Raw genomic sequence first — 21,635 nt, forward strand, 5'->3', positions numbered from 1 at the left:
TCTCCCGTCAAGGTCAGGGCACGCCATGCACAGCCGGACTCTTGCCGAATCCGCTGAATTCTCTAGCGTCGAAGCCGAATGAACTTAAGGGGCAAGCATGACGGACTCCATCTTTATCGGCGGGGCAGATGCAGAGGGCACAGGCACGCCGAATGTGGCGCAGGAATTGTTACTGAAGATCGCCAACCGTCACGGCATCGTCGCTGGCGCGACCGGCACCGGCAAGACCGTCACGCTGCAGATTCTGGCGCAGGGCTTTTCCGATGCGGGCGTCCCGGTATTCTGTGCTGATGTGAAGGGAGACCTGTCTGGCATTTGTGTGCCGGGTAGCAAGGACCACAAGCTGCATGACAAGCTCGTCTCACGCGCCGAAAAGATAGGCCTTGAGAATTATGAATACAAAAGTTCGCCCACCGTATTCTGGGATCTCTTCGGAGAGAACGGCCACCCGGTCCGCACAACAATCTCCGAAATGGGTCCCCTGCTCCTCTCCCGTCTGATGGGGTTGACCGAGGCGCAGGAAGGCGTGCTGACAATTGCCTTTGAATATGCCGACGACAACAATCTGCTGCTGCTGGACCTGAAAGATCTGCGCAAGCTGCTTGTCCATATGAGCGACAAGGAAATCCGTGCGGAGTTGAGCCAGGAATATGGCAATATCGCCTCCTCCTCTCTCGGCGCCGTGCAGCGCAATCTGCTGGTGCTGGAACGGGAGGGCGCAGACTTCTTCTTCGGCGAACCGGCGCTTGAGCTGTCAGACATGATGCGCACCACGACGGACGGCCTCGGCATCGTCAATGTGCTGGACGCCACCCGCCTCATCAACAGCCCAAAACTCTATTCCACCTTCCTGCTGTGGCTCTTGTCGGAACTGTTCGAACAGCTCCCGGAAGTGGGCGACCCGGAAAAACCGAAGCTCGTCTTCTTTTTTGACGAGGCGCATCTCCTGTTCGATGACGCGCCGGACGCGCTGTTGCAGAAGATCGAACAGGTTGTGCGCCTGATCCGCTCCAAAGGCGTCGGCGTTTTCTTCGTCACACAGAACCCGCGCGACCTGCCGGAAAGCGTGCTGGCCCAGCTTGGCAACCGCATTCAGCATGCCCTGCGCGCCTACACGCCCTCGGAACGCAAGGGCGTGCGCGCGGCAGCGGACTCTTTCCGCACGAATGAGTCCTTTGACACAGAGGAAGTGATCACTCAGCTCGGCGTCGGCGAGGCCCTCGTCTCGACCCTGGATGCCAAGGGCGCGCCGAGTGTCGTTCAGTGGACGGTCGTTCGTCCGCCTGCTTCCCGCCTCGGCCCTGCGACAGAAACAGAGCGCCGCCAGGTTCAGGCCGCCAGTCCCGTCGTTGGCAAGTATGACACATCCATCGACCGTGAGTCCGCCTATGAAGTGCTGGAAGCCAAAGAGGCCAAGGCCGCCAAGCAGGCAGAAGAGCTCGCCGAGAAGGAAGCTAAAGCCAAGGCCGAACTTGAGAAGAAGAAAAAACGCACGACCAGCACCCGCAGCCGCTCACGCCGGATGAGTTCACTGGAAAAGGCCGGTAACCAGGCCGCCCGCACAGCCAGCCGCGAGGTTGTCCGCTACATCCTGCGCGGCATCTTCGGCAATCTGAAGCGCTGAAGCGCTCTGGCGCGGGATGGAACGGGCTGCCGCCTAGTTCGGCAGGCGGCCATTCCCGTTAGGGCTGTCCTCGTCCTCATCGTCGGCATAGACGAGGTCTTCTTCCATATCCTCGTCTTCCTGATAGCCCGCCTCGTCTTCCATCTCGCGTTCGAGAGCCCTTTCCTCTTCGGCGTAGGATTCAGCCTCGTCGGCGATGTCTTCATCGTGCAGGTCCTCGACCTCATCCTCGGCGTCCAGCTCCATGACCTCCGGCTTAGGCTTGCGCCGCTTCCAGAATGGCGCATGGGGATCAGCCTTCCGGTCATACTGCATGCTGTAATATTCATGGGCCGTATGGGTCAGTGGCCGTGGCGTCAGGTGCAGGCCATACTGGCGCAGACGCTCCACAACCTCATCACGCAGATGCAGACCGGGCAGCAGATGCGCGGCAAAGCCATGCCCCTTCATCCAGTCACGCACATGCCAGCTGCGCACCATGCCCGCCTCTGACGGGCGCACACCGCCATGTTCTTCCCACATGTACAGCGTCGCGATGCCATTGATCGTCGCGTCCATCGCATCGTCCAGCGCATAGGTCAGGTCCCGCTTTTGGGCGAGCGCCGCCCGCAGCGCCATCTTGCGCGCTTCCAGCTCCTGATAGGTCGCGCCGATCACGGCAATCGCATTGCGGTTCGTACGGATCAGGGAAGCGTTTACGCCGTCCAGCTGCGGATGGCGGACTGGCAACAACACATCCGGGCCCGCTTCGTGCGTTTCGGAAATCTGGGCAATCTCATTGACCATACGCTGCAGATTGATGCGCATCTCATGGCTTACACCATCCAGCGCCGAAATCGCGCCATCGCGCTCTTCTTCCCGAAGGCGCCACAATTGCCAGGCAATCAGCAACGCCGCCGCGATCAGCAGCATCAGGCCGCCGGTGAAAAACCCGTAGAATTGCGTTTCACTCATTCTGAGATCCCCTGAACGCATTTCCGGCGTTGCGCCACCCCCGCGCGACAACCGGTTAACTGAAGATAAACCTTACCCTCAGAGTGCCCGACCTGCAATCACCTGCAATTTTTCCACAAAATCAGGGTCACGGGCCTCCGATGAGGTAATCAGCGCATAATCCAGGCAGGTATCCGTGCCGTTCGGGTCGGGTGTACGCTCCGTTCCGGACAGTCTTTCCGCCAGCTTCACAACGGCCTTGCGCGCAATTGCGCTGTTCTGGCCCATAATTTCCAGCACATTGGTAACAGACACAGCTTCGGTTTCTTCCCGCCAGCAATCATAATCCGTCACCATGCACAGGATGGCGTAGGGTAGCTCAGCTTCACGGGCCAGCTTAGCCTCCGGCATCGCCGTCATGCCGATCACATCACAACCCCACTGCCGATAGAGCTTGGATTCCGCCAGAGATGAGAATTGCGGGCCCTCCATGGCGAGATAAGTACCCCCCCGGTGCAGGGTCGCGCCGGAGGCTTCCACGGCCTCGGCTGCGAGTTCAGACAGACGCGGGCATACCGGATGGGCCATCGAGACATGCGCCACCATGCCAGTGCCAAAGAAGGTCTTGTCGCGAGCAAAAGTGCGGTCAATGAACTGGTCGGCCGCCACGAAATGGCCGGGCACATATTCCTCTTTCAGGCTGCCACAGGCAGAGATGGAAAGAATGTCCGTCACGCCAGCGGCTTTCAGTGCCGCAATGTTAGCCCGATACGGCACCTCGGTTGGCGTCAGGCGGTGGCCCTTGCCATGGCGCGGCAGGAAGACCAGATCCACCTCCCCTATCCGGCCGCGCACAAGCGCATCGGACGGCGCGCCCCAGGGCGTCTCCAACTTTTCCTCGCGACGATCTTCCAGACCATCAATTTCGTACAGGCCGGATCCGCCAATGATGCCGAGGGTCCATTTGCTCATATGTTCGTCCTGAAGAATTTGCGCATCCCGATGGGAGGCGGAGATTTGGGATTGGGTGTGGTCAGCACCACATCATCCGCCAAGGCGTAGCCAAGCCCGGCATAGAAGTCGACCAGTCTCACCTGATCGTGACGTACCGCCAGATGACTGCCTTTGGCCCTCCGCTCGCGTCCCATCGCTTCCAACTCACCCAGGATGACCTCGCCAAGTCCGCGCTTCTGCCAGTCCGGCAGAACGCCGATGCGCTTGACCTCGATCCAGCTGCCCTGCCCGCTGGGTCCCGGTACCGGAACCCAGCGGCCACAGCCGATAGGCGTCTCCCCGGCCAGCAGAATGACCCCGCCGCCCTTCTCCAATTGCGCCGCAACACTGTCTGGCGTTTCGGAAAAGACCGTAGACTCAGCAGAAACCCTGCCCGTCCAGATGCGGCGCGTCAGCGCCTCAATAAGAAAACCATCCGCCGGACATGCCCGGCGGATGGCTATCAAATCAGTCATGCCTGTTCTGGCCTAGTGCTCTACGTTCCGCCAGATGCGCTTGTAGGAGAACCAGAGCAGGATTGTCAGAATGCCCAGATAGACCATGACGGCCAGGCCCAGGGATTTGCGCTTGGTCTGCTTCGGCTCACCGGCCCAGGCCAGGAACTGCGCCACGTCATGAGCCATCTGCTCAACTGTTGCCGGTGTGCCGTCAGTATATTCGACACGGCCTTCGACCAGCTGTGGAGGCATCGCCAGGAAGCCACCCGCAGGGGCGTGACGAGGATCGCCTTCATAATTGGGCGTCGTGTCGCCAGCCATGTACGGGTTGTAGTACTGGCCCGGATTAACCTTCAGCATGCCTTCGGCATGTTCATCGCCATGGCCGCCATGAGTGCTCAGTTTGGAGATGTCGATATAGGTGACTTTCTCACCATCGACTTCGCGCTCAACAAACGCGTCCTGATCCGGATAGCCTGACAGCAGGCTGTAGACATAGGAAGCGCCGCCATGGCGAGCCTTCGTGATGACGGAGAGATCCGGCGGGGCCGCACCATTGTTCGCAGCACGCGCAGCATTAACGTTCGGATACGGGCTGCGGAACGTGTCCGCAGGCGTGGCCGGACGATAGTCAAACTCGCCGATATCGTTTGGCGTCGGGCTCAGAATCTCATTCTGGGCGGCCAGTGCCTTGACGAACGGGTTGTCGTTCGGGTTCGGATACTCTGGATCGTAGAATGGACCGCCTGGCTCGCCCAGATTGCGGTAGCTCATCAGCTTCATCGAGTGACAGGAAGAACAGACTTCCTTGTACACCTGATAACCGCGTTGCAGTGATGCTTGGTCAAACTGACCCGTGACGCCTTCGAACGGCCAGCCGTCCTCCGGTGCATGCGGGTGCTTGGCATCGCCCGCAGCATACGCTGAAGCGGCGAGGACGAGACCGGCAAGACCGGCTGTGAAGATACGGAACGCTTTCATGATTTCCCCAAAGCTCCCTATTCAGCCGGTGTGGCAGCGGCTTCAGCATCTTTGTGACGCTTCAGCACGGATTTATGGATCGATTCCGGCAGCTCTTTTGGTTTCTCGGTCAGGCCGAGGAAAAACAGAAGAACGAAGAAGCCGAAATAGCAGAATGTCAGGATCAATGACAGGTGACGGAACGCGAAGGTCGGCGCCGGGACGGCCGAGATGGAGGCGTTGGCGTCTTCCGGAAGACCGTCCATGAAGCGGCGGGCGTCGACATAGGCTTCGCTTCCGCCCTTGTATTCGCTCGTGGCTTCACCGCCATTGCCGTCATTGTAGCTGACCACCAGCTTCGATTCGCCCTGCAGCGCCGGGATCACGGCATCGTCAGGGTTGGCAGCGCCACACCAGCCAAGCAGCAGGCAGACTGCAACAAAGCCGAAGAAAAACTGCTTGGCCACCGGACGGTAGCGCATGGACTTGACCTTGGAGGTGTCCAGCCATGGCAGGATGAACAGCACGGCGATGGCCGCGAACATGAAGATCACGCCCAGCAGCTTGGCCGGGATCGGGCCAAGATCAAAGGTGATGGCGCGCAGGATGGCGTAGAATGGCAGCAGGTACCATTCCGGCACGATGTGCGACGGCGTCACAAGCGGGTTGGCTTCGACATAGTTGTCAGCATGGCCCAGAACGTTTGGAGCGTAGAAGACGAAGACGGCAAACATGATCAGGAAGATCACGATCGCAAAGGCGTCCTTCACCGTATAATACGGGTGGAACGGCACGGTGTCTTTCTTCACATCCTGAACTTCAACACCGGTCGGGTTGTTGTTGCCCGGCACGTGCAGGGCCCAGACGTGCAGTACAACCGCGCCGGCAATCATGAAGGGCAGCAAATAGTGCAGCGCGAAGAAGCGTTGCAGCGTCTGGTTCCCGATGGACGGTCCGCCCATCAGCCAGGTCTGAATGCTCTCACCCACCAGCGGGATCGCGCCGAAAAGGCCGGTAATCACGTTGGAGCCGTGATAGGACATCTGGCCCCAGGGCAGCATGTAGCCGAGGAACGCGGTGCCCATCATCAGCAGGTAGATGACACAGCCGAGGATCCAGAGGATCTCGCGCGGCGCCTTGTACGAGCCGTAATAGAGGCCGCGGAACATGTGGATGTAGACTGCTAGGAAGAACATCGACGCGCCATTGGCGTGAATGTAGCGCAGCAACCAGCCAAACGGCACGTCGCGCATGATGCGCTCGACCGAGGCAAAGGCGCCATCGATGCTGGCTTCATAGTGCATCGCGAGGATCACACCGGTCACAATCTGGATAACAAGACAAACCGCCAGAATGCCCCCGAACGTGTACCAGTAGTTCAGGTTCTTCGGCGTCGGGAAATTGATTGCGGTGTCTTGAGCGAAACGCACCAGCGGCAGACGTGTGTCCAGCCACTTCGTGAAGGCGTTGGTCGGTGTGTAGGAGGATTCGTGGCCACTCATCTACGGTATCCTTCCCTTAAAGCGAAATGTTGATCACGGTGTCGGACACATATTTGTAGTCCGGTACCGGGAGGTTTCTGGGGGCCGGACCTTTGCGGATGCGGCCGGACGTATCGTAGTGCGAACCGTGGCACGGGCAGTACCAGCCACCAAAGTCACCTGTGTTGCCCTGGGCGGGACCAACCGGAACACAGCCAAGGTGCGTACAGGAGCCGGACGTGACCAGAATGGCGCGGTTCAGCGTGCCATCGGGCTTGGCGTGAAGACGCTCGTCATCGGTTTGCGGATCGCGCAAGGTGGAGACATTCACAGCCTCGGCTGCGGATATCTCGGCCGGCGTGCGGTGGCGCACGAAGAACGGCTTGCCGCCGATCAGGACGCGGATCTCGCCGCCCAGCGGAATTTTGGAGATATCGACATCAAGTGCCGAAGCCGCCTTGGTGTCTGCAGCCGGGTTCCACTGGTCAACAGCAACCCAGGCAAACATGGCCGCGCCGCCGAAGGCAGCCGCACCCGTGGCGATATGGATGAAATTGCGGCGATCTTCGTCGATAAGCTCGCCATGGTCGTGTGCAGGTGTATCAGTCACGCTTTTCCCGTCCCTTGAAGGCAGAAATCTGGGCCCGTCATACAGGAGGCCGCCCGCTTGCACATTGCGGCAAGTGGGCGCGGGTGTCCCCCCGTAAAACACTTTGTGCAGGCCGTTATCCTGACTTGGCGCCTGTGACAACAGGGGGCTTGCAAGTGTCGCACTCCTGGCGGCATGTGTCGCGCCATGACAGATACCGACCTTACCCCCCGAAAAAACCGCGCCCGAGACTGGTTCCGCAGCCTTCAGGAAGACATCTGCGCGCGCTTTGAAGCGCTGGAACTGGCCGCCGATCGCCCGCTTTACAGCGGAGATGCTGGCCAATTCGAGCTGACTGAGTGGAAACGCGGCGATGGCAGCGAAGATCTGGGCGGCGGCCGCATGGGCCTGATGCGCGGCAAAGTGTTCGAGAAGGTTGGTGTGCATTTCTCTGAAGTCTACGGAACCTTCTCAGAAGCGTTCGCTGCGCAGATTCCGGGCGCCGATGCTTCAGACGGGCGCTTCTGGGCCTCTGGCATTTCCCTGATCGCCCATCCCCGCAATCCACGTGTTCCGGCCGCGCACATGAATACGCGCATGCTGGTCACCAGCCAGAGCTGGTTTGGCGGCGGTGGAGACCTTAACCCCCTGCTCGCCTATCAGCGCGACCAGGAATTTGAGGATTCGGTCGAGTTCCATGCCGCCATGAAAGCGGCGTGCGACACGCATCCCGGCGTCGACTATCCGCACATGAAAGAGCATTGCGACACCTATTTCCACCTCGCCCACCGCGACGAGCCGCGCGGCACCGGCGGCATCTTCTATGACCGCTTCAATAGCGGCGACTGGGATCAGGACTTTGCCTTCACCCAGGAAGTCGGGCGGCAATTTGCTGACATCTATCCAAAGATCGTCGCCCGCCGCATGAATGAGGCGTGGAGCGAGGTCGAGCGCGAGGAACAACTGATACAGCGCGGCCGCTATGTGGAGTTCAACCTTCTCTATGACCGCGGCACCACGTTCGGCCTGAAAACGGGGGGCAATGTGACGAGCATTCTCTCTTCCATGCCGCCTGTGGTGAAATGGCCATAGCGCCGTCTGCATCTCCGTCAGGCTCTGAACGGGCCTGACGCCCCCCGCCCCGCCGAGTCATTCCGCAACACACACGGCCGGAATTGTCCTGTTTTTGGGCACTCTCCCGAAAAATCGCCGCGCAACAGGGCATTGACGGTTTTTGATTCGCTTACTGAATGACGCCCTCTCCATCTCCGGATATAAGCTGGATAGATTATGGCGGCTGAAAGAAAACCTTTTCCCTGGGGGGCAGGGATACTGCTCCTGCTGGCGACGGTGGCCGCTGTCGCTGCAGGAGCAGTAATATCCTCCAGCCGGAATGATGCTTGGTACTCCGCGCTCAGCAAACCGGCCCTGACACCTCCCGATTACCTCTTCTCTCTGGTCTGGCCCGTCCTGTTTGTTCTGATGGCAGCGGGTGCATTGATGGTACTGGAACGGGCGGGCACTTTTGAACGCGCGGTCAGCCCGCTTGGCATCTATTACACCATGCTCGCCGTGAATGCGTTCTGGAGCCTGGCCTTCTTCGGCATGCAGGACACTGCCCTGGCGCTTGGCGTGATCGCCGCGTTGTGGCTGCTGATCATTGCGATGATACAGGATTTCGCGCGCTTTTCGCGGCCGGCCGCCCTGCTCCAGTTTCCCTATCTCATCTGGGTCAGCTTCGCGATCTATTTGAACCTGTCTATTCTGGCGATGAATTCAGATAGCTAAGCAGGTCTGCCCGCCCCAACTTGAAGCCGGACGTGATCCACGCCTCTTCCGCCGCGCGCAGAGCTGCGCCGATCTCGGGCCCTGTCAGGCCTGCTGACAGGGCATCGGCGCCGCCCAGTGGAAATTCAGGCCTCGACCAGTCTGCTGCCGTATCCAGCAAAGCCTTGAGCCGCTCCGGCGTCGCATGCTGCGCCGCCTCGATCACCGCGCGGTCGACAATCGTCTCCAGGCCATAGCGATAAAACGCTTCCGACCAGCTCTCCTGATCCTCTTCCAGCACATGGCCGAGCGCTGGCGCCGCCCAGCTTCTCAGCCGATCCGCCTCCACATTGGACAGGCGCAAATGGCCCGCAAGCTGAGACACCTCACGCACGCGGCGCGGCACCAAGGCCATCAGACGCTGCATCGGGTCCGGTGTCAGTCCGGTCTCTGCCTCAACACCGACCAGCGATGGTATCTCCGACGCGCTCGCGCCGGGTAGAATGGCCGCCAGCACGCCGCTTTCTTCCATGGCCATCAAAGCGTCTAACGGGTCCGGCGCCTGCAACAGACGTTTCAGTTCCTTCCAGATGCGCTCGGCGGCGATCTGCGCGAGGCCCTCTTTCTGACGCGCGCAGGCGGCGAGACCTAACTCATCAATTCCCGCGCCATACCAGGCATTGAAACGGAAGAAGCGCAGGATGCGCAGATAATCTTCCCGCAGGCGCTGATCGGCCTCTCCAATGAAGATGACCTGACCATCGACTGCATCGCGGATAGATCCCGACACGACCTCATGCAAAGTTCCGTCGGCGCTGGCATAGATGGCATTCAGCCGGAAATCCCGACGCTGGGCATCTTCTTCCCAGTCCTGCGTGAACGCGACCACAGCGCGGCGGCCATCGGTTTCGACATCCCGACGCAAACTGGTGATCTCGAAAGGCCGGGAATTCACGATGGCGGTGATCGTGCCATGCTCAATCCCGGTTGGAATGGCACGAATGCCTGCCGCCTTCAGCGCGGCCAGCGTTGCCTCGGGCGTCAATTGCGTGGCGATATCAATGTCATCCACCGGCGCGCCTCGCAGCGTGTTGCGCACGCATCCGCCAACAAAACGCGCGCCGTCTGGCCGGGCAGCATTCAGCGCCGCCATGACAGCAGCGGTTTCCGGCAGGCTCAGCCAGCTGGCCTCAAGGCGCTCAGTTCCCGTCATCATCCGGCTGCATCGCTTCCGGCAGCTCCGCTTCCGCGCCGGGATCATCACCGGGCGGGCGGGCGCCAATTTCGCTGGCATCATGCATGCCGGTCGTCTCTCCCGTAGCGCCGTTTGCAGGCCGTACATCCGAACGCTCTCCCGGCAAGCCGACATTCTCGACATGCGGATCACAGGGATAGTCACGCGCCGGAGTGATCTTGCCATTCTCGAACCGGGCTGGCTCGTGACAGATATCGCGTTGCTTTGGCTCCATCAGAATCAGCACGAACCAGGTGATCGTCGCCAAGCCAATACCGATCAGGAACAGCATGTTGATCGGCCATTTGCGCCGACCTTCCTGTTCCGCGCTGGAGGTCGCCAGCAGATACAGTCCGAACACGATGAACGGGATCGAGAAGATGAAGAGTTCAAAGATTATCCGTCCGGCCAAGACTGTACGTCCTCCACTGCCCAACTCCTTAGATAAGGGTTTGAACCTGTGTGCAAAACCCTAAAAGGCCTGCACGCGACTTGAACCTCAGTCATCATAGAGCGTCTGATAGAGCTGGCGGATGATCCCGGCGGTCACGCCCCAGATGCGAAACCCGCCATGCGGCATCTCGTAATATCGCCGCGTCTTGCCCTTGTAGACAGCCTCGCCAACCTGATGATTGGCAATGTTCATTAGGAAATCGAGCGGCGTTTCAAACACATCCGCCACTTCGGTCGGGTCCGGGATCGGTTTAAAGTCTGCGGGCAGTAGCCCCACGACCGGCGTGATGCGAAAACGCGTGCCGGTCACATAGGGCGCGCTGCGGGCCAGCACTTCCACCTCATCCGGGCGCACGCCCACTTCCTCTTCCGCTTCGCGCAGGGCAGCGGCCACTTCGTCCACATCAACAGGGTCCACCTTGCCGCCCGGAAAGGCGACCTGACCGGCATGAGTCTTCATCGTGTCCGGCCGCAGCGTCAGCAGAGCGGTTGGCCCGGCCTTGCGCGGAATCACGCCGATCAACACCGCCGCCGGGCGAATCATCTTCGTCTCTTCCGGAGTCAGGAAATCCAGATCGCCATATTCCTTCAGCCGCTCCGGCCCGTGCGGCGGGTCGAGGCGAGAGGTCACGCGCAACAGGAAGTCATCAAGTCCGGCCCAGCCCAGCACACTCATAATTCCTGCATCAGGGGGAAAAACACGCCCTGGCTCCACACGCCCAGCGTATCGTCCCCGTCCGGGCCAGGCTCTGCCATATTGGCCAATTCATAGAAGACAGACCGCGCCAGTTTCGCCTCCAGCCCGCCGCGCACTTCGACATAGGGTGCGGGCTCGCCGGTCTCCTCATCAAAGGCCACGCGGATCGGCGCATCCGGGCCCGCCAGCGTCACATCGCCAAGATTGGTGAGGAAGGCCAACGTCTGCTCGCGGTCCGGCTCGCCCGCCCGATCCACCCGCACGGCAATGAACGGCGCATCTTCGACGTGCACGATCACTTTCTCGTAAGGCGTCACCAGCCAGATCCGCCCGTCTTCCTCCCGTTTCAGGATGCGCGAGAACAGCTTCACCAGCGCTTCGCGATTGATGCGTCCGCCCTCATGCCACCAGCTGCCATCGGCATGGATCTCCATATTGATGTCAGCCGAACGCTCCGGATTCCACAGATGGACTGGCGGCAATTTGCCGTTGACCTTGCCATCGGGAAGGATCGCTTTAAGCGTCTCCTCAAGACTTATTATGGGCTTGTGACTGGAATTCACGTTTTGCTCCGCCATGATCCGGCCTTAGACATAGGTTTGTTTATTAAAGACGAAAACCCGGAGGCGCCCTTTTGATGGCCGATACTGACCAGGTAGATGATGCAATCGTGGCTGAAGCCGAAGCGGCTGCCGAAGTGCTGGCACAGGTAAAGGCGGAAATCGCCAAGGCCGTGTTCGGTCAGGAACGCGTGGTGGAGCTGGCCCTCGCCGCAATCCTGGCGGGCGGTCACGCGCTGCTGATCGGCGCGCCGGGCCTTGCCAAGACGCGCCTTGTCGAAAGCATGGGCACGGCGCTTGGTCTGTCGAACCAGCGCATCCAGTTCACACCGGATTTGATGCCGTCAGACATCATCGGCTCCGAAGTGCTCGACGAAAGCCCGACCGGCCAGCGCAGCTTCCGCTTCCTGAAGGGGCCGATCTTCACCCAGCTGCTGATGGCGGACGAGATCAACCGCGCCTCGCCGCGCACCCAGTCCGCTCTGCTGCAGGCGATGCAGGAGCGTCACGTCACCGTCGCCGGTGTGCGTCATGACCTGCCCCTGCCCTTCCATGTGCTGGCCACGCAGAACCCGATCGAACAGGAAGGCACCTATCCGCTACCTGAAGCCCAGCTCGACCGCTTCCTGCTGAAAGTGGATGTAAATTATCCGGACCTCGACACCGAGCGCCGCATCCTGATCGAGACGACCAGCGGCGCAGACACAATCGTCCGCCCGGCGCTGGATGCGAGCCGTCTGGCCAGCCTGCAAAGCCTGGTGCGCCGCATGCCGGTGGGCGAGAAGATCGTCGCGGCCATCCTGTCGCTGGTGCGTGATGCCCGGCCGGAGCAGACCAGCGACGAGCGCGTGCGCCGCCTGGTCGATTGGGGCCCGTCGCCGCGGGCCGGTCAGGCCCTGATGCTGGCCGCCCGCTCGCGCGCGCTGCTGCGCGGACGTCTCGCCCCCAGCATCGAGGATGTCGAAGCGCTGGCAGAGCCATGCCTCGGCCACCGCATGGCCATGCGCTATGACCCGACCGGAGACGCGCCAAGCCTTGCTGATTTGATCAATGACCTCGCCCGGAAAGCAGGTTAGCGCAGACTGAATGACTCCCTCTGCCGATCTTCGTGCCGAGGCCGAGAGCCTTGCCCGCCAATTGCCCGGCCTGAACTTCAAGGCCGAGGCCAGCGAAGCTGCGCATATCGGCTCCGCCGGACGCCGCCGCGCCGGCACGGGCGAGCATTTCTGGCAGTATCGCCGCTATGCCCAGGAAGACGCCGCAGAGCGGGTTGACTGGCGCCGCTCTGCCAAGGGCAATGACTTGTTCGTCCGCGAAACAGAGCTGGAAACCGCGCGCACGGTCTTGTTCTGGTGCGATGACTCGGCCGGCTTCCGCTGGAAGGGAGAGCGCGATCTGCGCACCAAGGCCGAAGAGGCCCGCCTCCTGATGCTGACCATGGGCATCATGATGTCCAAGGATGGCGAGCGTGTCGGCATGCTGGGCGCGGGCCGTTCCGCCAGCTTTGGCAAGAAAGCCATTGCCCGCCTGTCTGAAGATCTGGAACGCGGCACCGGCGGGAATTTCCCCCCGCCCCCGCGCGCCGCCGCCACACTGATCATCGCGTCAGACTTCTATGATCCGTTGCCGGACTGGCGGGCCCGTCTCGCGCCGATTGCCGCCAAATGCCCGGAAGGCATCCTGCTCGCCATATCTGCGCCCATCGAGGAAAGCTTTCCCTTTGAAGGCCGCGTGAAGCTGCGCCGTCCCGGCACAACGGCAGACCGGATTCTTGGCCGCGCCGAAACCCTGCGCGAGGACTACCTCCGCCGCTTCGCGGAGCAGCGCGCGGGCCTGAAAACACTCGCCAATCAGATGGGCTGGCGCCTCGTCACGCACACGGTCGGCCAGCCAAGCCTTGAGGCCGCAGCCCGGCTAAAGGCGCAGATCGAAAGCTTCGGGGCCAGACTATGACATCGCTTGGCCCCTTCCTGCTCGGCACACCCTGGGCGCTGGCCGCCCTGATCGCCTTGCCGGTTATCTGGTGGGTGCTTCGCGCAACACCGCCTGCCCCGAAAGATATCGAGCTGCCTTCGCTTCGCCTGCTGGATGGTGTCGAGCCGCGCGAGGAAACCCCGGCGCGCACGCCCTGGTGGGTCTGGCTGATCCGTACACTAGCGGTCGCCGCAGCGATACTCGGCCTGTCACAGCCGGTCTATGCACCCGGTGCGCGCATGGAAACCGCGGAAGGCACGGGCAGCCTCTTGATTATTGTCGACAATGGCTGGGCCTCTGCGCCGCGCTGGCCGGAACTGATCAATGCCGCAAGCGCCACGCTGGACACCGGAAGCCGCGATGCGCCAGTCCACCTGCTGCTGACCGCGCCCCAGCAATTCAATCCAGACCCGGCCGAACGCGTTTCCCGCGTAGACATGGACAAGCGCCTGTCTTCCCTGCGTCCGCAGGCCTGGGCGCCGGATCGTCAGGATGCGCTGAAGCGCCTGAAAGAGTCCGGCTTCAAACCCGACCGTATCTTCTGGGCCAGTGACGGCCTGGAAAGCACTGGCGGACAGGCCTTTGCAACAGAACTCGCAAACATGGCGCCCCTGACCGTCTTTGCCGGCCCGCCGCCCGGTGTCGCCGTGATTTCCGGCATCCGTGCACAGACCGATTCCGTCTCCGTCACAGCCCGTCGCGCTTCACCGCGCGGTCAGTTCACCGGCTTTGTCTCCGCGCTCACGCTGGATGGGTCCGCACTCGCGACTGCCCCGCTCAGCTTTGCGGATGGCGAAACTGAGGCCGTCGCAGAGTTCAAGATTCCAGCCGCAGCCCTCGCCCGCATTTCCCGCTTCAACGTGACTGGCCAGCAGGGCGCAGGCACGGTCTGGCTCTGGGATTCGTCTGATCGCTCCCGCAGGGTCGGCCTTGTCGATGCGGGCAGCGCGTCTCAGCCGCTCTTGTCTGACATGCACTATATCCGCAAGGCGCTGGAGCCTTTTGCGACGATCTCCGAAGGCTCGATCGAAAACCTCGTCGCGGCCTCTCCCGATGCGATCATCATGAGCGATATCGGCCAGATCCTGCCGCATGATGCAGAGCTGCTGCACAAATGGGTAGAAGATGGCGGCGCGCTGATCCGCTTTGCCGGCCCGCGCCTTGCCGCGCAGGGTGATGACCTTCTGCCCGTTGCGCTGCGTCGCTCATCCCGCGCGCTCGGCGGCGCGCTCGCCTGGGACGAGCCGCAAGCCATAGCCCCCTTCCCGGAGGTCTCTCCCTTTGCAGGCCTTAAAGTGCCGCCGGAAGTCCGCATCCGACAGCAGGTTCTCGCCCGTCCGGGGCCGGAACTTGCCTCCAAGACCTGGGCGCGGCTCGCCGATGGCTCTCCCCTTGTCACCGCAGACCAGCGCGGCAAGGGCATGTTGATCCTGTTCCACATAACCGCCGGGCCAGACTGGGCAGACCTTGCCTATTCAGGAACCTTCTCTCAGATGCTGCGCCGCTCGATTGCCGCGGGCCAGGGCGAAGCCGTCAGCGATCCTGAAGGCTCCTACACGCCAATGCTCACGCTGGATGGTTATGGCCGACTATCTGCCGCTGGACCGAATGCCGCGCCGATGAAGGCTGCAGATTTCGGCACGGTCAAACCGTCCGAAGCCCACCCCCCCGGGCTGTATCAGGGCCCTGCCGGAAGCCGCGCGCTGAATGCCGGCGCGGGAGAACGCCCTGCCCTGATCATGACCTGGCCGGTCTCTGCCCGCCTGCTGGGCGATGCAGAGGCGCGATCCCTGCGCCTTGCCGGGCCGCTGCTTGGTTTTGCCGCGCTGCTGCTGGCGATGGACCTCTTTATTGCGCTTTCCGTATCGGGACGGCTTCCCCGCTTTGGCCGCAAGGCCGCAAGCGCGGGCATTCTGCTGGCCGCAGGCTTTCTAGTGCTTACCGCGCCGCAACAGGCAGATGCGCAGGCCATCCAATATGAATTGATGCCGGACGGCACCTATCGGCGCATCACCGCTGACGCACGCACCATCCGCCTGCCCAACACGCTGGGTACCACGCAAAAGGAAATCAATGCCGCGCTGGACATGCGCCTAGCCTATGTCGAAACGCCTGACCGCGCCCTGAATGAGCGCACGCGCGCGGGCCTGTTCGGCCTTTCCAATATTCTCCGTCTACGGACATCTGTCGAACCCGCAGAGCCGGACGGCGTGAATCTTGAGACGGATTCGCTAGAACTCTATCCCCTGATCTATTTCAACATACCGGACTCCATGCCGTCCCTGTCAGAGGTCGCCATTACCAATCTGAACACCTATCTGCGCTCTGGCGGCGCGCTGGTGATTGATACGCGCGCTGGCGGAACGATTGGCACAGAGACGGATGTGACACGGCTTGAAACCCTGCTCGAAGGGCTCGACGCGCCGCCGCTTCAGCCGGTGGCCGAAAACCATGTCCTGACGCGCAGCTTCTACCTGCTCGACGATTTCCCCGGCCGCTATGCCCATCGCCGCCTCTGGATCGAACAGGCTGGCGATGCCTCCGCGCCGCGCGGTGATGGCGTCTCCCGCCTCTTTATCGGCGATGCGGACTGGGCGTCCGCCTGGGCCATTGATGAGCGTGGGCGGGATCTTTACTCCGTAGACGGCGGTGAACAACAGCGGGAAATGTCGCGGCGCTTTGGCGTAAACCTCGTCATGTACGTGCTGACCGGAAACTACAAGGATGATCAGGTTCACCTGCCTGCCCTGCTGGAACGGCTGGGCGAAGGCGAGGAAGAGACTGAACCGCAATTGCCGACCAATATCTATGATGGGGGCCCGCGATGATTGATGCGACCCGTCTGGGCTTTGACCCCTTCCTCGGCTGGCCGGTCCTGTGGATCGTCGTGGCGCTCGCTGCGCTGGCCTGGCTCGGCTATCTGTTCCTGCGCGGCAAGGCCTGGGCGACCAGAGGTCTGGCGCTGACGCTTCTGGCGGCGGCTCTGTCCAATCCATCTCTGGTGCAGGAAGAGCGCGAGCCCCTTCCCTCTGTTGCGGCTGTCATCCTGGACCGCTCCGAAAGCATGGAATTCGGCGACCGCGAAACCGCCGCCTCAGCCGCCTATGCAAATCTCAAGGCACAGCTGGATGCAGACCCGTCCCTTGAGGTGCGCGTGCTGGAGAGTGACCCCGGCGATGACGGCACACATCTCTATGGCGCGCTGGAAGGTCTGATGGCGGATGTTCCGCGTGACCGGATTGCCGGGGCCATCTTCATTACCGATGGCCAGATCCATGACCTGCCCAAGCCGGAAGATGACGACCGCCATATCGGCCCGCTTCATGGTCTGATCGTCGGCAATCCAAATCGCGGCGACCGACGGGTGACGATTGTAGACGCGCCGGATTTCGGCATCGTCGGCGAGACCGCAAATCTGGTGATCCGCGTCGATGACCCCGAAGGCGACGATGTGGATGTCACCGTTTCCGTGAATGGCGAAATGACCGAGAGACTTCGCATCACACCGGGCGAGAATACCAGCCTGCCGATTGAGATTGAGCGGCGCGGCGAGAATGTAATCGTCGTCGAGACTCCGCCTGGACGTCAGGAGCTGACGCTGGCGAACAATCGCACGGCGACGACGCTTTCCGGCGTGCGAGACCGTTTGCGCGTCCTGCTGGTGACCGGCAAACCGAACCAGGCCGGCCGGGTCTGGCGGGATCTGCTCAAGTCCGATCCGTCTGTCGATCTGGTCCACTTCACCATTCTGCGCCCGCCTTACAAGACCGATTACACGCCGACGGAAGAACTCGCGCTGATCGCTTTCCCGACCGAGGAATTGTTCGAGGACAAGCTGAAGGAATTCGACCTCATCATCTTCGACCAATATGAGCGGCGCGGGGTGATCACCCAGTCTTACCTGGCCAATATGGCGCGTTATGTGGCCGATGGCGGCGCGCTGCTGATTGCGGCGGGCGAGCCGTTTGCCGGGCCGGGCAGTCTGGCGCGCTCTCCGCTGGCATCTGTTCTTCCGGCCGCGCCGACCGGGAATGTCTATACCGGCAATTTCACGCCCGAGCTGACCGAAGCGGGTAAGCGCCACACAGTGACCTTGCCGCTGGAAGGACGCAAATGGGGCGGCTGGATGCGCTATATCGAGGCCACAGCCAAGGCCGGTGATGTTCTGATGAGCGGGCCGGAGGGCAAGCCGCTGCTCATTGTGGACCGCGTCGACAAGGGCCGGGTTGGCATGTTGATGTCAGACCAGATCTGGCTGTGGGCGCGCGGGCATGATGGCGGTGGTCCGTTTGCGGAGCTGATCCGCCGGGTGGTTCACTGGATGATGAAAGAGCCCGAGCTGGAGGAGCGCAAGCTGAGCCTTGTGGCCGAGGGCGATACGGCGCGCGTGGAGCTGCGCACCCTGCTGGATACAGCGCCACCGCTGACCATCGAGACGCCGGAAGGCAGCCTGATGGAGCCGGAATGGCGCGAGCAGGCCCCGGGCCAGTTCGTGGCCGAAGCCCCGATTGACCAGCTGGGCCTTTACCGCGCCGAAGCGGGCGGGCTGGAAGCCGTGGCGCTGAACGGACCGGCCAATCCGAAGGAATATGCCGATCTTCAGTCCACGACCGAAGTCTTGTCGCCGCTGGCGCGCGAGACCGGCGGCAATGTGTTCCGCCTGAATGAAGCCGGCACCAATCTGCCGGAGATCCGCCGCGTCGGAAATCGCGGCAGTGCGTCTGGCGGCAACTGGCTTGGCCTGCGCGAGCGCGGGGCCTATGCGGTGCGGTCTTCCTCCAGCCAGCCGCTATTGCCGGGCCTTCTGGCGGCGATTGGCCTGGTGGCGCTATTGCTGCTGGCCTGGCGGCGCGAGGGGAAGTAGCGCAGCACGGGCGACCGGAACCGCGGGGCGCGGGCCGGCAGTGAGGGCTGAATTTTCAGGCAAAACTCAAGACGTATTGGCGGGCTCTGGCCAGTCGGCCAAGGCGCGGGTGACAAAGCCCGGCAGGGATGTGGCGACGAGGCCCAGCTCTGCCCCGAGCCGGAAGGCGCCTTGCGCGGGCGGGCAGATCGGCCGGGGCTCTCCGCCCTGTTTCAGCTTTTGCAGCTGACGCGCGACGCGCTTTGCGGCGGCCTCCGGCTTTTTCAGCACACGGTGCAGCGCGATGATGTGCGCCAGCAAGGGCGCGGCAGAGACCGGCCCGCCGGGCACCAGCCGCGCGGCCCCCTGCCCGGCAAAGGCCTCTCGCCAGTCTTCCATATAGGGCGTGCGCGCGCCGATCAGGCGCAGGCGGTATTCCGGCGGCGCGAGGGCGCGAAAGCTCTGCGTCACATCCTCCACCCCGTCCGGTAGGGCAGACTGGCCCGAAACAGCCCCAAGACAATCCCGTTTCTGCCCCAGGGCGCGGGCGGGCAGATCCAGCCCCAGCGCCATCAGCAGGATCAGACGGCGGACGATCACCTCAATCGCCTTCAGCCGCCCGCGCACCTTTGCGCGCAGGCTCTTGGTTACGGTTTTCGGCTCCAGATGCAGGTTCGCATCGCCGCGCACGGAAAACAGCGCCTTGCGCGCCGCCTCCAACCCCTGCTCGATAAACCCGCTCATCTCACTCATATGGCAGAGTCTATGGGCGCGGGTTTTCAGACGGATTAGGGCCCGAAAAGACAGCCCTAGATTTAAACCTTAGCATCAGGTACATATCATGAACATATTAGGGGAGGTAGTTTATTTTGGCTGATTTACCATCATTCCATAGCGGCAGACCCCTTAAGCCTGAAGACAAAGATCATCTAAATTTAGAGCCTTTGGCGGACAGGCTCACAGAAGTACTCTGCGACAAAAGCCTCAAGGACGGCTTCGTTCTTGGGATTGAAGGGCCTTGGGGCTCAGGAAAATCTTCCCTACTCAAGAAAACCATCAAAAAATTGTCTACCCTTGAGGAGCCACCGGCAATTGTTGAGTTCAATCCTTGGTTAGTGGGAGATAAACTCGAACTCATACGTGAGTATTTCATTGCGCTTAGCGAAGCCCTCGAGAGTCAACCAGACGCGGCAATAGGGAAATCGGAACAGGCTAAGAAGCAAGTAAAAGAAGGTCTGCAGAAGTACTCCAAGCATATCAACACAGGAGCCAATTTGCTGAGCATTGGCGCCCTCCTCATTCCGCAACTTGAGGTAGGCTCCAAATTAGCAAGAAAACTGACGGAAAGTTTCGAAGATTTATCTGAACCGGAGCCACTGCATAAGCAAAAAGAAGTACTCGAGCAGGCGCTTCGAAAAATTTGCCGTCCAATAATCGTTTTCGTTGATGATACTGAGCGACTAGACCCACCCGAAGTAATGGAAACACTCCGTCTGCTGCGGTCAGTCGGAGACTTACCTAATATAATATACGTTGTCGCGTACGATCGAAGCGCAATGGTTCGAAACATTGGTTTAGCGCTCAAAGCCGAGGACTTAGAAGCCACGGGCGCAGCTTATCTTGAGAAAATTGTACAAGCGACATTGCAAATTCCGTATCCGGAGGATTTTGCCCTGCGCCGTTGGCTCAAAGCTGAAGTTCTTGAACTTTGCCAGCCTAACGAAGATTCCTCTTTACAGGGAGATGCTATTGAACGGCTAAATTTAGTAATCGATAAAGAGGGTGGACGAATGATCTCCACCCCGCGCGATGTCATTCGCTTAATGAACAACATAAAAATTGCTTGGCCCGCGATTGGTGGTTTTGTTGATGTCGCTGACTTAATCTGGATACATCTATTAAAGCTCAAGAGGCCAAAACTATACCACTGGACTGAAAACTACCTAAATGGATTTGCAGAGGTTGCGCGTGGTACTGCGAGGGCCTCAGACCCAGAGGCACACTACAAAGAATTATTAGAGGTAGCCGCTAAAGACTATAATCCAGAATCTATCGATTTTTTCCACTTATCCAGAATTCTTCCCGGTTTAAAAAAACAAAACTATGGGCCAGGGGATTGTGAATGGACTACATACTCCATCGATGAAGAAGAACTTGAAAATCTTACGCGCTTTCGTCGTCTAGGCAGCCCTCATTACTATCGCTATTATTTTGCATTGGGACAGAACCAAGGATTTATTCCCGCACAAGAAATCAAAGCTGCACTTCAAGAAATTCAAGCTAAGTCTAAGGAATTAAAAGATAGGCTGCTTACCGCAGCGAAGGAACGTTTCGCGGATGGGGAACTTCATTACCCTGTGCTTCTGGATAGCCTTCGGCCTCATATGCCAACAATCGATGCGGATAGCAGAAAATTCTTCCTGAGATGCATGATAGACAGCGTCGATCAGGCCATCAAGAATAGTAATTTAAGGCATACGACAAGCAATCGTTCAGTAAGCGCCGCTAAATCGATCTTGTATTACACCACAAAACAAGGTTCTCAGATGAACCGGGAACTGAAGAAAATCATCAGCAGCGAAGCCTCTTTGAGCTTCGCCGCCGACCTAGTCCGAGACCTTGTGAATGACACGCACTATAGCATCCGATTCAGCGCAGAACAAACTACGAAGCTGAAAGGCGCTTTCGCAGACAGACTATCAAAAGATCCACGACAGCTTGTTCTAGCCGCCTGCCCAAATGTTGTTCTTAGCATGTGGAATGCGTGCGCGACCGACCGAGAGGATTTTCAGGCAAAACTGACAGAGCTCTTTTCTGACACGCAAAATCTGATCACGGTCATAGGAGCAGATGACGCGCGTCGAACAGTATACTCTACTGAAGGAAACTGGAGGCCCTTAGTCTCATCTTACTACGAAGACCTAACTGGGGAACCAGGCCTTAAAAAACGAATAGAAAGTATTGCAATGAACAAAGATCAGTATCCACCCAACTTACAACCTGCAATACAAAACATTATCGATGGGCTAAAAGACCAAAAGGAATATGAGAAGCACTGGAACTAAAAAG

Annotated in this window: 19 protein-coding genes; 8 read left to right on the forward strand and 11 right to left on the reverse strand. The window is 60.4% G+C overall.

The genetic code is table 11. The features are described 5' to 3' along the window. The first annotated feature begins 97 nt into the window (after positions 1–97). Positions 98–1,624 (forward strand): helicase HerA-like domain-containing protein, encoded by a 1,527-nt coding sequence (locus HY2_RS00540; protein WP_034823601.1) that lies wholly within the window; start codon positions 98–100, stop codon positions 1,622–1,624. Positions 1,625–1,657: 33 nt separating this feature from the next. Here HY2_RS00540 and HY2_RS00545 read toward each other — a convergent pair whose 3' ends face one another. From HY2_RS00545 to petA, 6 genes are all read right to left on the reverse strand, one after another. Further along, on the reverse strand, positions 1,658–2,578 hold the full coding sequence (locus HY2_RS00545; protein WP_034823602.1) for a hypothetical protein: 921 nt from the start codon (positions 2,576–2,578) through the stop codon (positions 1,658–1,660). Positions 2,579–2,656: 78 nt separating this feature from the next. Continuing rightward, positions 2,657–3,529: an S-methyl-5'-thioadenosine phosphorylase gene (locus HY2_RS00550; RefSeq protein ID WP_034823605.1), complete on the reverse strand. Its 873-nt coding sequence runs from the start codon at positions 3,527–3,529 to the stop codon at positions 2,657–2,659. Continuing rightward, the gene (locus HY2_RS00555) at positions 3,526–4,026 is read right to left on the reverse strand and encodes a GNAT family N-acetyltransferase (RefSeq protein WP_034823618.1); all 501 of its coding nucleotides are present in this window, start codon (positions 4,024–4,026) and stop codon (positions 3,526–3,528) included. Before HY2_RS00555 ends, HY2_RS00550 begins: the two co-directional genes overlap by 4 nt. Positions 4,027–4,038: 12 nt before the next feature. Continuing rightward, entirely contained in the window at positions 4,039–4,989 is a 951-nt protein-coding gene (locus HY2_RS00560) for a cytochrome c1 (RefSeq protein WP_034823619.1), read from the reverse strand. Between the two features lie 17 nt (positions 4,990–5,006). Next, entirely contained in the window at positions 5,007–6,470 is a 1,464-nt protein-coding gene (locus tag HY2_RS00565; RefSeq protein ID WP_034823621.1) for a cytochrome b, read from the reverse strand. A 16-nt stretch (positions 6,471–6,486) separates the two neighbouring features. Next, positions 6,487–7,059, reverse strand: a complete 573-nt coding sequence (petA, locus tag HY2_RS00570; RefSeq protein ID WP_199285693.1) for a ubiquinol-cytochrome c reductase iron-sulfur subunit — start codon at positions 7,057–7,059, stop codon at positions 6,487–6,489. A gap of 186 nt (positions 7,060–7,245) precedes the next feature. On the opposite strand from petA, the gene hemF reads away from it, so the two are divergent. Further along, on the forward strand, positions 7,246–8,130 hold the full coding sequence (gene hemF / locus HY2_RS00575; RefSeq protein ID WP_034823812.1) for an oxygen-dependent coproporphyrinogen oxidase: 885 nt from the start codon (positions 7,246–7,248) through the stop codon (positions 8,128–8,130). Between the two features lie 198 nt (positions 8,131–8,328). Further along, the gene (locus HY2_RS00580; protein ID WP_034823622.1) at positions 8,329–8,826 is read left to right on the forward strand and encodes a TspO/MBR family protein; all 498 of its coding nucleotides are present in this window, start codon (positions 8,329–8,331) and stop codon (positions 8,824–8,826) included. Here the strand turns inward: HY2_RS00580 and HY2_RS00585 are convergent. From HY2_RS00585 to HY2_RS00600, 4 genes are all read right to left on the reverse strand, one after another. Continuing rightward, entirely contained in the window at positions 8,798–10,021 is a 1,224-nt protein-coding gene (locus tag HY2_RS00585; RefSeq protein WP_233346656.1) for a CCA tRNA nucleotidyltransferase, read from the reverse strand. The genes HY2_RS00580 and HY2_RS00585 overlap by 29 nt on opposite strands. Further along, on the reverse strand, positions 10,005–10,451 hold the full coding sequence (locus HY2_RS00590; RefSeq protein WP_034823623.1) for a DUF6111 family protein: 447 nt from the start codon (positions 10,449–10,451) through the stop codon (positions 10,005–10,007). The genes HY2_RS00585 and HY2_RS00590 overlap by 17 nt, the downstream gene beginning before the upstream one ends. Before the next feature lie 87 nt (positions 10,452–10,538). Beyond that, complete coding sequence (locus HY2_RS00595; RefSeq protein ID WP_233346654.1) at positions 10,539–11,168, reverse strand: CoA pyrophosphatase; 630 nt, start codon at positions 11,166–11,168, stop codon at positions 10,539–10,541. Further along, positions 11,165–11,767: a DUF1285 domain-containing protein gene (locus HY2_RS00600; protein WP_034823624.1), complete on the reverse strand. Its 603-nt coding sequence runs from the start codon at positions 11,765–11,767 to the stop codon at positions 11,165–11,167. Before HY2_RS00600 ends, HY2_RS00595 begins: the two co-directional genes overlap by 4 nt. Positions 11,768–11,826: 59 nt before the next feature. On the opposite strand from HY2_RS00600, the gene HY2_RS00605 reads away from it, so the two are divergent. Genes HY2_RS00605 through HY2_RS00620 form a run of 4 tightly spaced genes read left to right on the forward strand, consistent with a single transcriptional unit; the run spans position 11,827 to position 18,587 of the window. Further along, positions 11,827–12,825, forward strand: a complete 999-nt coding sequence (locus HY2_RS00605) for an AAA family ATPase (RefSeq protein ID WP_034823625.1) — start codon at positions 11,827–11,829, stop codon at positions 12,823–12,825. Between the two features lie 10 nt (positions 12,826–12,835). After that, on the forward strand, positions 12,836–13,702 hold the full coding sequence (locus HY2_RS00610) for a DUF58 domain-containing protein (RefSeq protein ID WP_034823626.1): 867 nt from the start codon (positions 12,836–12,838) through the stop codon (positions 13,700–13,702). Further along, complete coding sequence (locus tag HY2_RS00615) at positions 13,699–16,551, forward strand: DUF4159 domain-containing protein (RefSeq protein WP_034823627.1); 2,853 nt, start codon at positions 13,699–13,701, stop codon at positions 16,549–16,551. Before HY2_RS00610 ends, HY2_RS00615 begins: the two co-directional genes overlap by 4 nt. Beyond that, positions 16,548–18,587: a hypothetical protein gene (locus HY2_RS00620; RefSeq protein ID WP_034823629.1), complete on the forward strand. Its 2,040-nt coding sequence runs from the start codon at positions 16,548–16,550 to the stop codon at positions 18,585–18,587. The genes HY2_RS00615 and HY2_RS00620 overlap by 4 nt, the downstream gene beginning before the upstream one ends. A gap of 66 nt (positions 18,588–18,653) precedes the next feature. Here HY2_RS00620 and HY2_RS00625 read toward each other — a convergent pair whose 3' ends face one another. Further along, positions 18,654–19,319 carry a hypothetical protein gene (locus HY2_RS00625; protein ID WP_034823632.1) on the reverse strand — a complete coding sequence of 222 codons (666 nt, stop codon included), beginning with the start codon at positions 19,317–19,319 and terminating at the stop codon, positions 18,654–18,656. 116 nt (positions 19,320–19,435) lie between these two features. Here HY2_RS00625 and HY2_RS00630 point away from each other — a divergent pair, with 116 nt between their 5' ends. Next, positions 19,436–21,631 carry a KAP family P-loop NTPase fold protein gene (locus HY2_RS00630; protein WP_158533967.1) on the forward strand — a complete coding sequence of 732 codons (2,196 nt, stop codon included), beginning with the start codon at positions 19,436–19,438 and terminating at the stop codon, positions 21,629–21,631. Positions 21,632–21,635: the final 4 nt, after the last annotated feature.

The sequence above is a fragment of the Hyphomonas pacifica genome (genome assembly GCF_000682675.1).
Taxonomy (GTDB): domain Bacteria; phylum Pseudomonadota; class Alphaproteobacteria; order Caulobacterales; family Hyphomonadaceae; genus Hyphomonas; species Hyphomonas pacifica.

Bases quoted from the DNA above. Each gene is read 5' to 3' on its own strand.
- HY2_RS00540 (WP_034823601.1), top strand. From the start codon at position 98: ATGACGGACTCCATCTTTATCGGCGGGGCAGATGCAGAGGGCACAGGC.
- HY2_RS00545 (WP_034823602.1), bottom strand. From the start codon at position 2,578: ATGAGTGAAACGCAATTCTACGGGTTTTTCACCGGCGGCCTGATGCTG.
- HY2_RS00550 (WP_034823605.1), bottom strand. From the start codon at position 3,529: ATGAGCAAATGGACCCTCGGCATCATTGGCGGATCCGGCCTGTACGAA.
- HY2_RS00555 (WP_034823618.1), bottom strand. From the start codon at position 4,026: ATGACTGATTTGATAGCCATCCGCCGGGCATGTCCGGCGGATGGTTTT.
- HY2_RS00560 (WP_034823619.1), bottom strand. From the start codon at position 4,989: ATGAAAGCGTTCCGTATCTTCACAGCCGGTCTTGCCGGTCTCGTCCTC.
- HY2_RS00565 (WP_034823621.1), bottom strand. From the start codon at position 6,470: ATGAGTGGCCACGAATCCTCCTACACACCGACCAACGCCTTCACGAAG.
- hemF (WP_034823812.1), top strand. From the start codon at position 7,246: ATGACAGATACCGACCTTACCCCCCGAAAAAACCGCGCCCGAGACTGG.
- HY2_RS00580 (WP_034823622.1), top strand. From the start codon at position 8,329: ATGGCGGCTGAAAGAAAACCTTTTCCCTGGGGGGCAGGGATACTGCTC.
- HY2_RS00585 (WP_233346656.1), bottom strand. From the start codon at position 10,021: ATGATGACGGGAACTGAGCGCCTTGAGGCCAGCTGGCTGAGCCTGCCG.
- HY2_RS00595 (WP_233346654.1), bottom strand. From the start codon at position 11,168: ATGAGTGTGCTGGGCTGGGCCGGACTTGATGACTTCCTGTTGCGCGTG.
- HY2_RS00600 (WP_034823624.1), bottom strand. From the start codon at position 11,767: ATGGCGGAGCAAAACGTGAATTCCAGTCACAAGCCCATAATAAGTCTT.
- HY2_RS00605 (WP_034823625.1), top strand. From the start codon at position 11,827: ATGGCCGATACTGACCAGGTAGATGATGCAATCGTGGCTGAAGCCGAA.
- HY2_RS00610 (WP_034823626.1), top strand. From the start codon at position 12,836: ATGACTCCCTCTGCCGATCTTCGTGCCGAGGCCGAGAGCCTTGCCCGC.
- HY2_RS00615 (WP_034823627.1), top strand. From the start codon at position 13,699: ATGACATCGCTTGGCCCCTTCCTGCTCGGCACACCCTGGGCGCTGGCC.
- HY2_RS00620 (WP_034823629.1), top strand. From the start codon at position 16,548: ATGATTGATGCGACCCGTCTGGGCTTTGACCCCTTCCTCGGCTGGCCG.
- HY2_RS00625 (WP_034823632.1), bottom strand. From the start codon at position 19,319: ATGAGTGAGATGAGCGGGTTTATCGAGCAGGGGTTGGAGGCGGCGCGC.